A 15,540-nucleotide genomic window follows, 5' to 3' on the forward strand; every position below is an offset into this window, starting at 1 on the left:
TCACATCTTCGCCCTAGAACGCATTCAGCGAAGAAATTGTTAGAATTGCACCAAGAACATTTTGCGAACGCGTCTTTTATTTGGTGCTTTTGCACGATAGATTGGTGGCATGAATGATTTCGACGAAATGGCCGCCTTCGAAGGCGCTTCCTTATCATCGCGCGCTATGGCTGCGCGTCCGCAACCCTATCTAGACGGGTTAAACCCTGCGCAGCGCGCCGCGGTAGAACAGATGGACGGCCCCGTCTTGATGCTGGCCGGTGCGGGGACGGGCAAGACCAAGGCGTTAACCGCGCGGATCGTGCATCTGATGAATACCGGACGCGCCCGGCCGAATGAAATTCTTGCCGTGACCTTTACCAACAAGGCCGCGCGAGAGATGAAAAACCGCGTCGGACATATGCTGGGGCAAAGTATCGAAGGGATGCTTTGGCTCGGCACTTTTCACGCGATCTGCGTTAAGCTGTTGCGTCGTCATGCTGAATTGGTGGGGCTTAAATCGAACTTTACCATTCTGGATACGGACGACCAGCTGCGCCTGCTCAAGCAGTTGATTAAAGTGGAAGGCGTTGATGACAAGCGTTGGCCCGCGCGGCTACTTGCGGGGGTGATTGATGGTTGGAAAAACCGTGCGCTGACACCTGACAAGATTCCTGCGGCCGATGCTGGGGCTTACAACCACCGCGGGGCAGAGCTTTATGCGCAGTATCAGGCGCGGCTGAAGGACCTGAACGCCTGTGATTTTGGTGACTTGCTATTGCATATGGTCACCATCTTTCAACAGCACGAAGATGTGTTGGGGCAATACCAGCGCTGGTTCAAATTTATCTTGGTGGACGAGTATCAGGATACCAACGTCGCCCAGTATATGTGGCTTCGCCTGCTTGCATCCGGCCACAAGAATATTTGCTGCGTCGGGGATGACGACCAGTCGATCTATGGGTGGCGTGGTGCCGAAGTGGGTAACATTCTACGGTTCGAAAAGGATTTTCCCGGGGCGCATGTCGTCCGGCTTGAGCAGAATTATCGTTCAACCCCGCATATTCTAGCCGCAGCGTCGGGCGTGATTGCTGGAAACGAGGGGCGTTTGGGCAAGACGTTGTGGACGGAATCCCGTGAAGGGGAAAAAGTTCGTTTGATCGGGCATTGGGATGGTGAGGAAGAGGCGCGCTGGATCGGTGACGAAATCGAAGCGTTGCAGCGCGGAACCAGAGCGCTGGACCCTTATACGTTGGATGAAATGGCAATCCTCGTGCGGGCCTCGCACCAGATGCGCGCTTTTGAAGACCGTTTTTTAACCATTGGACTGCCATACCGCGTGATTGGCGGCCCACGGTTCTATGAGCGGTTAGAGATTCGCGACGCAATGGCTTATTTCCGAGTGGTGACATCACCGGATGACGATCTCGCGTTCGAGAGAATCGTTAATACGCCGAAACGTGGTTTGGGCGACAAGGCGCAGCAGAATATTCAGAAAACAGCGCGGGAGAATGGTGTTAACCTCGTTGAAGGGGCGCGCATTCTGTTGGCGAATGGGGGCATCGGTGGTCGCGGCGCGGCGCAGCTGCGCTTGCTTATTGATGGTATTCAAAGGTGGTCTGAACTGGCAAGGGGCCCTCGGCTGCAAGTTATGGTCGATGATGATAGCGTGATCGACGAGGGCGCGCCGCTGTTTCACAATGAATATGGCCCGCCCGAAGTAAGCCATATCGAACTGGCACAGATCATACTGGATGAAAGCGGCTATACCGGTTTTTGGCAGAACGACAAAACGCCAGAGGCACCCGGGCGGCTTGAGAACTTGAAGGAGCTGGTTAAGGCGCTGGAGCAGTTCGAGAATCTACAGGGCTTTCTGGAACACGTCAGCCTGATCATGGACAATGAAAGTGACGATGGTGGCGCAAAGGTGTCGATCATGACGTTGCACGCGGCCAAGGGGCTGGAATTCCCGGCCGTATTTCTGCCCGGTTGGGAAGATGGGCTGTTCCCGTCGCAACGGTCTATGGATGAATCCGGCCTTAAGGGCTTGGAGGAAGAGCGCCGGCTTGCTTATGTTGGGATCACGCGGGCGGAGCAGCTGTGCACGATCTCATTTGCGGCCAATCGGCGCGTGTTCGGGCAGTGGCAAAGCGCCATGCCGTCGCGGTTTATTGATGAACTTCCCGAAGCGCACGTCGACGTGCTGACACCGCCTGGTCTGTATGGCGGCGGGTATGGTGCCGCGATGCCCAAATCGAATCTGCACGAAAAGGCGGCCGAGGCGAATGTTTATAACTCGCCGGGGTGGCGCAGGTTGCAGACGCGCAGCCAGGGGCGCGGGACCAGTCAACCCACCGAGGCCCGCAATATGACAATCGATATGTCTGCCGTTAGCAGCTTTGCCATGGGGGAACGCGTTTTCCACCAAAAGTTCGGCTACGGTGAAGTTATTGGAATCGAAGGGGATAAGCTCGCGATCGCCTTTGACAAGGCGGGCGTCAAAAAGGTTGTTTCGCTCTACCTGAGCACATCGGACGACGTCCCGTTTTGAACGGAGCGATGTCAGCTTAACCGAATATCAAACTTTGAATGCAAGAACGGCGGTGCTTTGGGAGGAAAGCACCGCCGTCTTTATCTACGTCCCCAATCCAATCGGGAGGAAAGGGGGAAGGGGACGTTAGTGAAAGCCGCCGGTCTCAGGGAGGAGGAGGAGACCCGAAGCTTTCTACAGGCACACAACAGGGAGGGTGCGTGTGCCCGATCCGGTATCAGTTAAGCAGCGTTGCGCGCTGTTTCCAGTGCGATGCCGCGAATTTGCGAGCGGCCCATGCCCAAGTCATTCAGCTCGCGGTTGGACAGAGAGCTGAGTTCGTTGAAGGTCGAGCGGTATACCCGGCGTTGCTTGCGGCGAGTCTCAAATGTGGACATCAGCGCGGCAAAACGGTCTGCCAGGGTCGGTGCGGTTGTGGTGTTCAAGTAGGCCATCGGAGTACCTCGTCTTGTTTCGTCTGAGTTCGTTATCATTCGTCTTGTGTTGGTTATGTATGAAAATGCTGCACCTGCACAACAGCCAGATCGGCAATGCTGCTATGCAGAAAGTGCATAGGGGAAGGTGACGTAACGTCCTGAACGGGAACAAAAATAACCACAGCGCAAACGCTTGGATCCGGAATTGCGATGATGTGAAAAAAAATGGCGACGATACCAGGGAGGAGGAGGGTATCGCCGCCGAAAACAAACACATCCGGGAGGAGGATGGATGGTTTGGTCTTAAACTTGGAGCGCAGTATCTGCGTTCCTGAAGTCTTTTTGACCTATTTGCTGCGCCTGCACAATTATCTAATCGTGCAATGCTGCTATGCAGCGAAAACATGGGGTGAATGCGTAATTATTGGGCGGAAAATGTTCGTTTTGCCTTGGTCCTGTGCGGGATTTGAACGCAGGGTTGCGATTTAGCCAGAAACTGCCATGTCAAAGGCGGTCTCTAAAGGAATACGCCATGCCACTCTCTAAATCCGACGTTGAAACAGCTCTGGCTCGCGTGAAGTTGCCAGACGGTAAGTCGATTCTCGATCACGACCTTATCCGCGCTTTAACTATTGAGGGCGATGTGGTGCGGTTTGTTATAGAGGCGCCGAATGCGCAGGTCGCGGCGCAGATGGCCCCCTTGCGCGACGCGGCGGAGGCGGTGGTGCGCGAAATTGATGGTGTCGGTTCCGTCACGGTTGCTTTGACCGCCCACGGCCCTGCGCCCAAGCAGGCGGCACCCAGCCTCAAGATCGGCGGACATCCGAAGGCGCAGGAGGGTCCGATGAAGCCGGCAGGGGTTCAGCGTATTCTAGCCATCGGATCTGGTAAGGGCGGGGTAGGTAAATCTACCGTCAGCTCCAACCTTGCGGTCGCGCTGGCGCGGGCAGGGCGCAAAGTTGGTCTGCTCGATGCCGATATCTATGGCCCCAGCCAGCCGCGCATGATGGGCGTGAACAAGCGGCCTGCGTCGCCCGATGGCAAGACGATCATCCCGCTGCATGCCCATGGGGTAACCTTGATGTCTATCGGCTTTATGATGGAAGAGGGTAAAGCGGTCGTTTGGCGTGGCCCTATGTTGATGGGCGCGCTGCAGCAGATGCTTGGGCAGGTGGAGTGGGGCGAGCTTGACGTGCTGCTCGTCGATCTGCCGCCGGGGACGGGCGACGTGCAACTGACCCTTTGCACCAAATCCGAGCTGTCCGGCGCGATCGTGGTGTCGACGCCGCAGGATGTGGCGTTGATTGATGCGCGCAAGGCGATTGATATGTTCAATACACTAAAGACGCCCGTACTGGGGTTGATTGAGAATATGTCGCTGTTTGTCTGTCCCGATTGCGGATCGCAGCATGAGATTTTTGGTCACGGTGGTGTTGCCGCAGAGGCCGCCAGGATGGATATACCGTTATTAGGTAGCCTACCCATTGATCTGGACACGCGCCTCTCGGGCGATAGTGGGACGCCGGTGGCAGCGGGTGGTGGTCCAATGGCGCAGGCCTATGCGCGTATCGCCGAAGGGTTGATCAAGGGCGGGATGGCTTAGAGCGGCCCGCAGCTACCTCTGTTTTAAAGTTTAACGCCGCGCATGTATTTTGTGCGGCGTTTCTGTATCTGACGCGAGCGCCAATAAATCCGAGCTATGGGAGCGTATGGGAGTTGCCATGGGAAATCATGGGAGCCCGCTCAGCCTCTTGTGCTGGATTGGCAAGATGATTCGGCGGAAATTGGCCGTCTGCGGCGCGGAATCCCCAGTTTGCGGAACAAAGCTAAATATCTGATGTATAAATTGCGGAACAAGTGGCGAACCTGGCTTGTGGATAACTCTGTGGTCAAAAAATGTTGGGAAATTGTGGGAAAATTTGGCACGTTCATTTTTTGTCAATATATTGTGTTTATACGCCATAACTTACCGATATGAGCCAGAAATGCCCCCTATGTTCTCCCCACATGTTGTTTTACAACCCTGTGTAAAACCAAATTTAGTGTGCATTTCCCAAAAAACTTATAGACGCCCATCAATTCCCATGGCATCCCTAGTGCATCGGATGAGAACGGGACACGGGGCACCAAACGACCCCAACGACCAAATAAAACTCTAGCAGGTTCATACAGGCACCTCGCTTTCATCAGACCAAGAGATCCGGCGCGCGAGCGAGCAGACATCCCCCCAGGTGGCGCGCGCAGTCGGACTTCCCCGCCAAGGCGGGACGGGCGGCGGGTTGATCAGTGGCAGCAGATCAACCCGCCGTTTCTACATCTACCGCCGGGGGCAAAAGTTTAAGGCGCATCAGCGTCACAGGCAGGGACAAACACGTGAGCCGCAGGTTCAGAGGCGAAAGCCAACACAAGGTCGATACGAAGGGGCGGGTGTCTATCCCAGCCTCTTTTCGTCGTGTGTTGGAAGCCGGTGATCCGAATTGGCAGAACGGTGGCACGCCCGAGCTGGTAATCGTCTATGGCGACAGCCGCCGCAGCTATCTTGAATGCTACACCATGCAGGCCATCGACGAGGTCGACGACAAGATCGACGCCCTCCCACGTGGATCGATGCAGCGTAAGATGTTGCAACGTCTGTTCCACGGTCAGTCCTTTCCGACCTCGGTCGATGAAACGGGCCGTTTGGTGCTGCCAGCCAAGCTGCGCAACAAAATTGATCTCGAAAACGAAGCATTCTTTATCGCCGCCGGTGATACCTTCCAGATCTGGAAGCCCGAAACCTACGAGACCGAAGAAAAGGCCCGCGAAGAGGAATGGCTGGACGAGTTGCCAGAAGACTTTGATCCGATGGCCTTCTTGGACGGCACGCCGGAGGCTTGATCGATATGAGCGGACGCAACGACACCCCTTCCGCCCCCCATACTCCGGTTCTGCTGCGCCCCTTGCTGGCGGCGGTGGCACCTGTGTCGGGGCGTTGGCTGGATGGCACCTTTGGCGCGGGGGGCTATACCCGCGGGCTGCTGGATGCCGGTGCTGCGCAGGTGGTGGCGGTTGACCGCGACCCTTTGGCGTTCGAGATGGCGCAGGCCTGGGCCGGTGACTATGGCGATAAAATCGTCATGCAGCGTGGCGTGTTTTCCAAGATGGACGACTATGCGCAGGATCTGGACGGCATCGTGCTGGACCTCGGCGTGTCCTCTATGCAGCTGGATCTGGCAGAGCGCGGGTTTTCGTTCATGCGCGACGGGCCGCTCGACATGCGCATGAGCCAGGACGGCCCCTCAGCGGCGGATATCGTCAATGAGGCCGAAGAAGAGATGATCGCTAATATCCTCTTTCAGTACGGCGAAGAACGCGCCAGTCGCCGGATCGCCAAAGCCATTGTGCGCGCCCGCGAAGACGCTCTGATCACCACGACGCTGACGCTTGCGGGTCTGGTAGAGGGCTGTTTGCCGCGGTCAAAGCCCGGTCAGTCCCACCCCGCGACCCGCAGCTTTCAGGCGCTGCGCATAGCTGTGAATAACGAATATGGCGAGCTTTTCAATGGGTTGATGGCGGCGGAACGCGCGTTAAAGCCCGGCGGCCAGCTGGCTGTTGTGACCTTCCATTCGGTCGAAGATCGCATGGTCAAACGCTTTTTGACCGCCCGCGCCGGGGCAGGGGGAAATGCGAACCGTTTTGCGCCCGAAATCGACGCGCCCGCGCCACAGTTTAAAATCCTCAAGCGCAAGGCCATCGGGCCCGACGCGCAAGAGCTTGATGAAAACCCGCGCAGCCGGTCGGCCAAGCTGCGCGTTGCAGTACGCACAGATGCGCCTGCCGGCAGCATCGACGGCAGGGCGCTTGGCATGCCTATGGTTAGGGGATTAACCGTATGAGAACCGTACTTTACATCCTGACCACCTTTTCGGTGATCGGCCTTGCCTTTTGGGCCTACCGCGAGAATTATGCGACCCAGCAAGCCCTGAGCGACGCCGATGACCTGCGCTATGAAATTCGCGAAGCCTATAGCCGACTTGCCGTGCTCAAGGCGGAGTGGGCCTACCAGAACCGCCCCGATCGTCTGCGCGATCTGGCAGAGCTGAACTTTGACCGTCTCAACCTGTTGCCGCTGCATCCCGACCAGTTCGGCTCCATCGATCAGGTCAGCTATCCGCCCTTGCCCGAACTGCCCCTATTCGAGATCACCGACGGCGTTGATGTATCCTCCATGGAGGCACCCGAATGATCCGCACCCCGCTACGCCCGCTGGCCCGTATTCTTGAAGCCCGCCAAAAGGGCGAAAACCCCGATGCGATCGAACGCGAGAACAAGCGCATTCGTCACGAGCAGATGCGCGACGCGTCACGGCAGCGGGCAGAAGGGCGTTTGTTGGTTCTGGGTGTATTCTTCTTTTGTGCCTTCGCCGTCGTTGGCGCGCGCATGGGCGTCATGGCCACCACAGACCCGACAGAGCCGCGCGCGGCGGCCCCCGGTTCGGTGATCTCTGCCACCCGCGCCGATATTGTGGATCGTAACGGCAACCTGCTGGCGACCAACTTTGAGACACACGCGCTTTATGCGCAACCGCACCATATGATTGACCCGCGCGGTGCCGTGAAAAAGCTGATGGGCGTGTTCCCGGACCTGAACGAAGAACGCCTGATGCGTGACTTTACAGGCAAGCGTAAGTTCTTGTGGATCAAGAAGAAAATCAGTCCCGAGCAAATGCAGGCGGTACATGAGATTGGCGAACCGGGCCTGTTGTTTGCCCCGCGTGACATGCGCCTTTATCCCAACGGGGCACTGGCTGCGCACATCATGGGCGGGGCCAGCTATGGCCGTGAGGGCGTGCACGCCGCCGAGGTGATCGGCGTTGCCGGTGCTGAGAAATACTTTGACGATTATCTGCGTGACCCTGCCAATGGTAACAAGCCGCTCGAGCTGTCGCTGGACATGACCGTGCAGGCTGCATCCGAACGTATCCTCTATGGCGGCATGAAGCTGATGAACGCCAAAGGGGCGACCTCGATTCTGATGGACGTCCATACGGGCGAGGTCATCAGCGCCGTTTCTTTGCCGTCCTTTGACCCCAACGATCGTCCCCATGCGGCGGTAAAGGGCGATGCGTCAGACAGCCCATTATTCAACCGGTCCGTTCAGGGTGTGTACGAGCTGGGTTCGGTCTTCAAGATTTTCACTGCAGCGCAGGCAATCGATCTTGGCATCGTCACGGCGGACACGGTGATCGACACCTCCGGCCCGATGAAGGTCGGTGGCTTCCGCATTGGCGAATTCCACGGGAAAAACTACGGCAAGCAGTCCGTGACCGGTATCATCGTTCACAGCTCCAACCGCGGGACCGGGCGGCTCGCGCTCGAGATCGGGGCCGAGCGCCAGCAAGAGTTCCTCAAGAGCCTTGGTTTCTTTGAACCGACCGGGTTCGAAATCGTCGAAGCCTCTGGTGGTAAGCCTTTGCTGCCGCAGCGCTGGCAGGAACTGAGCACTGTGACTGTGTCCTATGGCCACGGCCTGTCCTCTAGCCCGATGCATTTGGCGGCAGGCTACGCCGCAATCGCGAATGGCGGTCACAAGGTCACGCCAACGTTGCGCAAACAATCGGCCCCTGTGGTGGGCCCCCGCGTGATGTCAGAGGGTGCAGCGGCGGATGCCCGTGCCATGCTGCGCGCCGTGGTAACCGAAGGGACAGCGAGCTTCGCGGAAGTGCCCGGCTACCAGATCGGCGGCAAGACAGGGACGGCGGACAAGCCCGGCCCCCGCGGCGGATACCTTGAGGATACGGTCATCGCGACCTTTGCTAGCATCTTTCCCGCCCATGATCCGAAATATGTGCTGATCGTCACGCTGGACGAACCGGTTGAAACCTCGGGCGATAAACCGCGCCGCACCGCCGGTTGGACAGCCGTGCCCGTCGCCGCAGAGATGGTCCGTCGCGTCGCACCCTTGTTGGGGCTACGACCGACTGTTGAACCGGACAGCCTCGCTGGTATAACGCTGTCCAGCAGCAACTAATATAAAGAGCGTCCCCATGGGCATACAGGCCGTCCCGTTATCCTCCCTTGGTCTGACCGCGAAAGGGGGGGGCAACCCGCCCGTCACAGGCGTCGCCGTTGACAGCCGTCAGGTCCAGCCCGGCACCTTGTTTGCCGCCATGCCCGGCAGCAAGGTACATGGGGCCGAATTCATCCAATATGCGCTGCGCATGGGCGCGGTGGCCGTGCTGACCGACGCCGCAGGGGCGGCGCTGGCCGCTGACGCGTTGGCGCAGGCAAAGGCAAAGGTGGCCGTTGTCGTCACTGATGCCCCCCGCGAGGCACTGTCCCGCGCGGCAGCCCTATGGTTCGGTGCACAGCCCGAGGTTATGATCGCCGTCACGGGAACCAATGGGAAAACCTCTGTCAGCACCTTTGTCCGGCAAATCTGGATCGAAATGGGACTGGCCGCCGTCAACCTTGGCACCACCGGCGTAGAGGGCGCATGGGCAGCGCCGTTGGCCCATACCACACCCGAACCGATCACCCTGCACCGCACTTTGGCAGAGGCCGCCGCCAACGGCATCACTCACGCCGCGATGGAGGCCTCGAGTCACGGGCTCGACCAGCGCAGGCTGGACGGTGTGACGCTCAAGGCGGCGGGGTTCACGAATTTCACCCAAGACCACCTCGACTATCACGAGACTTTCGACGCCTATTTCGACGCCAAGGCCGGTCTGTTCTCGCGCGTGCTGCCGGAAGACGGTACCGCGGTGATCAATATCGACGATGCCAAAGGCGTGGATATGGTCGCCATCGCGCGGGCGCGGGGATGCGAGACGATCACGGTTGGGCGCGACGGTGGCGATTTGAACCTGTCGGGTCAGCGTTTTGATGCCACGGGGCAAGACCTGCGTTTTAGCTATCGTGGCAAGACCTATCAGAAACGGCTGAACCTCATTGGCGGCTTTCAGGCCGACAACGTCCTGCTTGCAGCGGGGCTGGTAATCGCTTGCGGCGGCACTCCTGCGCATGTGTTTGATACGTTGCCACATCTGACCACCGTGCGCGGTCGCATGCAGCTTGCCGCGACCCGCGACAATGGCGGGGCGGTATTTGTGGATTATGCCCACACCCCCGACGCCATCGCCACAGCACTTCAGGCGATGCGCCCGCATGTGATGGGGCGTCTGGTGGCGATCGTGGGGGCAGGCGGCGACCGTGACCGCGTCAAGCGTCCGCTGATGGGACAAGCCGCTGCGGCCCATGCAGATATGGTGTTTGTGACCGATGACAATCCGCGCTCCGAAGATCCCGCAAGCATCCGTCATGCCGTGATGCAAGGCGCTCCCGACGCCACCGAAGTCGGCGACCGCGCCGAAGCGATTTTGCGCGGCATCGACGCGATTGGCGCAGGCGACGCGCTGCTGATCGCGGGCAAGGGACATGAAACCGGACAAACCATCGGGGACGATGTGCTCCCCTTTGATGATGTGGAACAAGCCAGTGTCGCTGTCGCGGCGCTGGATGGGAGACTGGCATGAGCTTATGGACAGCAAAAGAAGCTGAACGCGCCACAGGTGGCCGCGCCATCGGCGCATGGTCTTGCGACGGCGTGTCGATTGATACCCGCACCATCGCGCCAGGCGATCTGTTTGTCGCGCTGAAGGATGTGCGCGACGGGCACGACTTTGTCGCCATGGCGCTGGACAAAGGGGCAGGGGCTGCATTGGTCACCCATGTGCCCGAGGGCGTGGCCGAAGATGCGCCGTTGCTGGTCGTCGATGATGTGCTCAAGGCGCTGGAGGCGCTTGGCGCAGCCGCGCGTGCCCGCACGCAGGCCAAGGTCGTCGCGGTGACAGGCAGCGTCGGCAAAACCTCGACCAAGGAAATGCTGCTCGCTATCTTTGCGGATCAAGGGCGGGCGCATGCCTCTGTCGACAGCTATAACAACCACTGGGGCGTGCCGCTGACGCTCGCGCGGATGCCTGCCGATACCGAATACGCCGTGATCGAGATCGGCATGAACCACCCCGGAGAAATCTCTCCGCTGGCGCAAATGGCGCAGCCTGACGTTGCCATGATCACCACCGTCGCCGCCGTCCACCTAGAGGCGTTTGCGAATGTCGCCGAGATCGCCGTGGAAAAAGCCGCGGTGTTTGACGGGCTGCAGCCGGGTGGCGTTGCCGTGATCAACGCCGATATCGAACATGCCGCGATCCTGATGGCCAAGGCCGTGGATCGTCGCCTGCGCGAGGTCGAATTCGGCGAACATGGCTATCAGTACAAACTGCTGGATGTGCAGGTGCAAGGCGATACCACGGTGGTGCGTGCCGACGCGGACGGCACACCACTGCTGTTCAAGATCGGCACACCGGGACGGCATTTTGCGATGAACGCTTTGGGCGCATTGGCCTCCGCGCAGGCGATGGGGGCTGATCTGGCCCTTGCTGCCGCGTCGCTGGGACGTTGGACCCCGTATAAAGGCCGCGGCGTGCGCGAAGTGATCCAACTGGATATTGTGGACACCCATCTGACGCTGAACCTCATCGACGATAGCTATAACGCGAACCCCACCTCGATGGCCGCGGCTCTCGAGGTGCTGGCCGCTGCCGACGTGACCCATGACATCGGGCGGGTCAGCAAGGGCAGGCGTATTGCCTATCTGGGTGACATGAAAGAACTCGGCCCCGACGAGATCGCGCTGCATGCCGGTTTGGCGCATCTGGAGGCGACTAAAACACTGGATGTGGTTCACTGCGTCGGTCCGCTGATGAAGTCCTTGTATGATCTGCTGCCCGCGCATCAACGCGGGGAATGGGCCGAAACCGCAGCCGAGCTGTTGCCGGGGCTGTCGGGGCATCTGGACAGTGGCGATGTTGTGCTCGCCAAAGGGTCCTTGTCCATGAAACTAGGGCTGATCGTTGACGCGATCCGCAAAATGGGCCATCCGGTCCCGAATGAACGACGGGGCTGAGCCCACTAGATTTTGAGTTAGGACGCGTACGATGCTCTATTGGTTGACCCTCCTGTCAGATGGCGGCGATTTCTTTAACCTTTTCCGCTACATCACCTTCCGTGCCGGTGGGGCCTTTTTGACAGCGCTGATTTTCGGCTTTCTGTTTGGAAAACCGCTGATCGCGGTGCTGCGCAAACGGCAGGGCAAAGGGCAGCCGATCCGTGATGACGGCCCAGAAGGGCATTTCGTCAAGGCGGGCACGCCGACCATGGGCGGATTGCTGATTGTCGGCGCGTTGCTGACCTCGACGCTGCTTTGGGCGCGGCTGGACAACCCGTTCGTCTGGATGGTGCTGCTGGTCACAATTGGCTTTGCCGCGATCGGTTTTGCGGATGATTACGCCAAGGTCAGCAAGCAAACGACCGCAGGTGTTTCGAGCCGGATGCGCCTGTTGCTGGGCTTTATCATCGCGGGCAGTGCGGCCTATTGGGCGGCGCAGTTCCACCCCGAAGAGCTGCAGAACCAGCTGGCCCTTCCCGTATTCAAAAACACGCTGATCAACCTTGGTTATCTTTTCGTGCCCTTCTCGATCATTGTGATCGTAGGCGCGGCGAATGCCGTGAACCTGACGGACGGGCTTGACGGGCTGGCGATCATGCCGGTGATGATTGCAGCCGGTGCGCTTGGCGTGATCGCCTATGCCGTGGGCCGCGTCGATTTCACCGAGTATCTGGACGTGCACTATGTGCCGGGCACAGGCGAGATATTGGTGTTCACCGCCGGAATCTTTGGCGGTGGTCTGGGGTTCTTGTGGTACAACGCTCCGCCCGCTGCTGTTTTTATGGGCGACACCGGATCATTGGCCCTTGGCGGCGCTTTAGGGGCCATCGCGGTCGCCACGAAACACGAACTGGTACTGGCTATTGTCGGTGGTCTGTTCGTGGTCGAAGCCCTGTCGGTGATCATTCAGGTGCTGTACTTTAAACGCACTGGCAAACGCGTGTTCTTGATGGCACCGATCCATCACCACTACGAGAAAAAGGGCTGGGCCGAGCCGCAGATCGTCATCCGCTTTTGGATCATTTCGTTGATCCTGGCGATGATCGGTCTGGCGACGCTCAAGGTTCGCTAAGCCGGTATCGGAATTGATGAAAACAGGAAGGCGCGCTGCAGGAATGTGGCGCGTTTTGCTTTTGGAGGAAGGGGGACCAGCCCCCTGCGGCCCTTGGCCGCTTCCCCCGGAGTTTATTTGTCAAAATGAAGCGGGGCGGGGTTAGAAGATCGACCAGCCCATTTCGCGGGCGAGCCGCGCCATGGCTTGGGTGCCTTTTTTCGAATTGCCATAGCGGTTGAGGCCCGGCGACCAGACCGCGATGCTGGCGCGGCCGGGGACAATGGCAAGGATGCCGCCGCCCACGCCCGACTTCGCCGGAAGCCCCACTCGGTAGGCAAAGTCGCCCGACCCGTCATAGTGCCCACAGGTCAGCATCAGCGCGTTCAGCCGCCGGATGCGTGGCGGCAGGATCATGCGCGGCAGCTTGTCGGTTTCAATCAAGAACCGTCCGGCCATCGCCAGTTGCCGCGCTGACATATCGATCGCGCAGTGGTGGAAATAGGTGCCGAGCGTCTTTTCAGGTGGATTGTTCAGATTGCCACAGGACGCCAGAAAATGCGCCAGCGCAAAGTTGCGGTGGCCGTGAGCAGTTTCTGATGCCGCGACTTTTTCATTGATGTGGATGTTATCGTCGCTCGCGGCTGCGCGCACGAACTGCAGGATCTCGGCCAGAGTTTCACGCGGTTCGCGCCCCGTCAGCACTTCGTCTGTGGTGACAATCGCGCCAGCGTTGATGAAGGGATTGCGGGGGCGGCCCTGTTCCGCTTCGAGCTGCACGATAGAGTTGAACGCCAGTCCCGAGGGTTCGCGGCCCACGCGTTTCCACAATTGGTCGCCGGATCTACCAAGGGCGATGGCGAGGGTGAAAATCTTGGTGATGGATTGCACCGAGAACGGCGTGTCCACGTCACCGGCGGTAAATACTTCGCCATCCGCCGTGGTCACAACGATCGCAAATTGCGCGGGATCGACAGAGGCCAGCTGCGGGATATAGGCTGCCACATCACCCCAGTCATCCGTGGCGCGCATGTCAGCGTTGAGCTGGGCTAAAATCTCTGGCAGATGGGGCATTAAGGGCTCCGAACGTTTCAGGGTCATCGCTAACAGGAGAGCAGGCATGATACCAGTTCAAGGTTTGACCGGCGCAAAGGTCGCCATTCTGGGGCTCGGGCGGTCGGGCTTGTCTGCGGCCCGCGCGCTGGCGGCAGGGGGCGCGGTGCCGGTCTGTTGGGACGATAACCCCGCAGCGCGTGGCGCGGCTCAGGCAGAAGGGTTCGATTGCGTTGATCTTGGCCAATCGGGTGCCTTTGACGATATCGCGCGGTTGATCGTTTCGCCCGGTATCCCGCATCTGTACCCCGCGCCCAATCCCGTCATCGTGGCCGCACAAGAGGCCGGCGTCGCGGTCGACAATGATATCGGGCTGTTTTTTCAAAGCTTTGCGACGTTTGCTTGGGACAACTTTGACGTCGTGCCCAAGATCATCGCGATCACCGGATCGAACGGAAAATCAACCACATCGGCGTTGGTGCATCACATCCTTAAGCATGCAGGGCGACCGACCCAGTTGGCTGGTAACATCGGACGCGGCGTGCTGGACATCGAGCCCGCGATTGATGGCGAGGTCGTGGTGTTGGAATTGTCGAGCTACCAGACCGATCTGGCGCGCAACCTGACCCCGGATGTCGCTGTGTTCACGAACCTTAGCCCGGATCATCTGGACCGGCACGCCGGTATGGGCGGCTATTTCGCGGCCAAACGCCGGCTGTTTGCCGAAGGGGGGCCGGACCGCGCCGTCATCGGTGTGGACGAACCCGAAGGGCGTTTTCTTGCGGGGCAGCTGAGCGAAGGGGCCGCCGACGACAGGGTGATCCGCGTTTCGGTTGATCGCAAGCTCACCGGGCTTGGCTGGCAGGTCTTTGCGCGCAAGGGGTTCTTGTCGGAATATCGCAATGGCAAACAAGTGGCGTCGATCGATCTGCGCGGAGTAACCGGACTGCCCGGCGCGCATAACCATCAAAACGCCTGCGCCGCATATGCCGCCTGCCGCACGCTGGGGTTCGCGCCCAAGATTATCGAGGCGGCGTTCCATTCGTTTGGCGGCCTGCCGCATCGCAGCCAGACCGTGGGCGAGGCGGGTGGTGTTCGCTTTGTCAACGACAGCAAGGCCACCAATGTGGACAGCGCCGTCAAGGCGCTGGCGGCGTTCCAGAATATCCGTTGGATTTGCGGTGGGCTGGAGAAAGAGGGGGGCTTGGGCAGCTTGTCAGAGCCCATTGAGACCGTCCGCAAAGCCTATGTCATCGGGCGCGAGGCGGCGCAATTCGCCATGAAGCTGGGCGTAGAGGCAGAGGTCTGCGGCACGATGGAGGTCGCAGTCGCGCGCGCTGTCGAAGAGGCAGAGGCGGGGGACGTCGTGTTGCTGGCCCCGGCGGCGGCGAGCTTTGATCAATACGACAGTTTCGAACGACGCGGAGAGGACTTTGTCGCGCAGGTGCAAAAGCATCTAGCGAACGGGTAGCAGCGCCTTTGAGGGGAGGCGGGGGGGGCTG

12 protein-coding genes are annotated in these 15,540 nt (G+C 59.5%); 10 read left to right on the forward strand and 2 right to left on the reverse strand.

Translation table 11 applies throughout. The features are described from left to right. The first annotated feature begins 109 nt into the window (after nucleotides 1-109). Complete coding sequence (locus E5180_RS02190) at nucleotides 110-2,530, forward strand: ATP-dependent helicase (RefSeq protein WP_138922954.1); 2,421 nt, start codon at nucleotides 110-112, stop codon at nucleotides 2,528-2,530. 221 nt (nucleotides 2,531-2,751) lie between these two features. On the opposite strand, the gene E5180_RS02195 is transcribed toward E5180_RS02190, so the two are convergent. Beyond that, on the reverse strand, nucleotides 2,752-2,964 hold the full coding sequence (locus tag E5180_RS02195) for a DUF1127 domain-containing protein (protein WP_093732517.1): 213 nt from the start codon (nucleotides 2,962-2,964) through the stop codon (nucleotides 2,752-2,754). 514 nt (nucleotides 2,965-3,478) lie between these two features. On the opposite strand from E5180_RS02195, the gene E5180_RS02200 reads away from it, so the two are divergent. The 8 genes from E5180_RS02200 to mraY all read left to right on the forward strand — a co-directional run bounded on the left by E5180_RS02200 (nucleotide 3,479) and on the right by mraY (nucleotide 13,006). Then, nucleotides 3,479-4,549 carry an Mrp/NBP35 family ATP-binding protein gene (locus tag E5180_RS02200; protein WP_138922955.1) on the forward strand — a complete coding sequence of 357 codons (1,071 nt, stop codon included), beginning with the start codon at nucleotides 3,479-3,481 and terminating at the stop codon, nucleotides 4,547-4,549. A 770-nt stretch (nucleotides 4,550-5,319) separates the two neighbouring features. Then, nucleotides 5,320-5,823 carry a division/cell wall cluster transcriptional repressor MraZ gene (gene mraZ / locus E5180_RS02205; protein ID WP_138922956.1) on the forward strand — a complete coding sequence of 168 codons (504 nt, stop codon included), beginning with the start codon at nucleotides 5,320-5,322 and terminating at the stop codon, nucleotides 5,821-5,823. A gap of 5 nt (nucleotides 5,824-5,828) precedes the next feature. Beyond that, nucleotides 5,829-6,821, forward strand: coding sequence for a 16S rRNA (cytosine(1402)-N(4))-methyltransferase RsmH (gene rsmH / locus E5180_RS02210; RefSeq protein ID WP_138922957.1), 993 nt, complete (start codon nucleotides 5,829-5,831; stop codon nucleotides 6,819-6,821). Further along, the gene (ftsL, locus tag E5180_RS02215) at nucleotides 6,818-7,171 is read left to right on the forward strand and encodes a cell division protein FtsL (RefSeq protein ID WP_005854161.1); all 354 of its coding nucleotides are present in this window, start codon (nucleotides 6,818-6,820) and stop codon (nucleotides 7,169-7,171) included. Before rsmH ends, ftsL begins: the two co-directional genes overlap by 4 nt. Further along, entirely contained in the window at nucleotides 7,168-8,955 is a 1,788-nt protein-coding gene (locus tag E5180_RS02220; protein ID WP_138922958.1) for a peptidoglycan D,D-transpeptidase FtsI family protein, read from the forward strand. Before ftsL ends, E5180_RS02220 begins: the two co-directional genes overlap by 4 nt. 16 nt (nucleotides 8,956-8,971) lie before the next feature. Continuing rightward, on the forward strand, nucleotides 8,972-10,459 hold the full coding sequence (locus E5180_RS02225) for a UDP-N-acetylmuramoyl-L-alanyl-D-glutamate--2,6-diaminopimelate ligase (protein ID WP_138922959.1): 1,488 nt from the start codon (nucleotides 8,972-8,974) through the stop codon (nucleotides 10,457-10,459). After that, nucleotides 10,456-11,892, forward strand: coding sequence for a UDP-N-acetylmuramoyl-tripeptide--D-alanyl-D-alanine ligase (locus tag E5180_RS02230; protein WP_138922960.1), 1,437 nt, complete (start codon nucleotides 10,456-10,458; stop codon nucleotides 11,890-11,892). Before E5180_RS02225 ends, E5180_RS02230 begins: the two co-directional genes overlap by 4 nt. Before the next feature lie 31 nt (nucleotides 11,893-11,923). Further along, nucleotides 11,924-13,006, forward strand: a complete 1,083-nt coding sequence (mraY, locus tag E5180_RS02235; protein ID WP_138922961.1) for a phospho-N-acetylmuramoyl-pentapeptide-transferase — start codon at nucleotides 11,924-11,926, stop codon at nucleotides 13,004-13,006. 141 nt (nucleotides 13,007-13,147) lie between these two features. Here the strand turns inward: mraY and E5180_RS02240 are convergent, their stop codons facing one another. After that, nucleotides 13,148-14,059, reverse strand: coding sequence for a glutaminase (locus E5180_RS02240; protein WP_254700514.1), 912 nt, complete (start codon nucleotides 14,057-14,059; stop codon nucleotides 13,148-13,150). A 46-nt stretch (nucleotides 14,060-14,105) separates the two neighbouring features. Here E5180_RS02240 and murD point away from each other — a divergent pair, with 46 nt between their 5' ends. Beyond that, nucleotides 14,106-15,509, forward strand: coding sequence for a UDP-N-acetylmuramoyl-L-alanine--D-glutamate ligase (gene murD, locus E5180_RS02245; protein ID WP_138922962.1), 1,404 nt, complete (start codon nucleotides 14,106-14,108; stop codon nucleotides 15,507-15,509). Nucleotides 15,510-15,540 lie beyond the last annotated feature (31 nt).

It is taken from the genome of Sulfitobacter sp. BSw21498, from assembly GCF_006064855.1.
Taxonomy (GTDB): Bacteria; Pseudomonadota; Alphaproteobacteria; order Rhodobacterales; family Rhodobacteraceae; genus Sulfitobacter.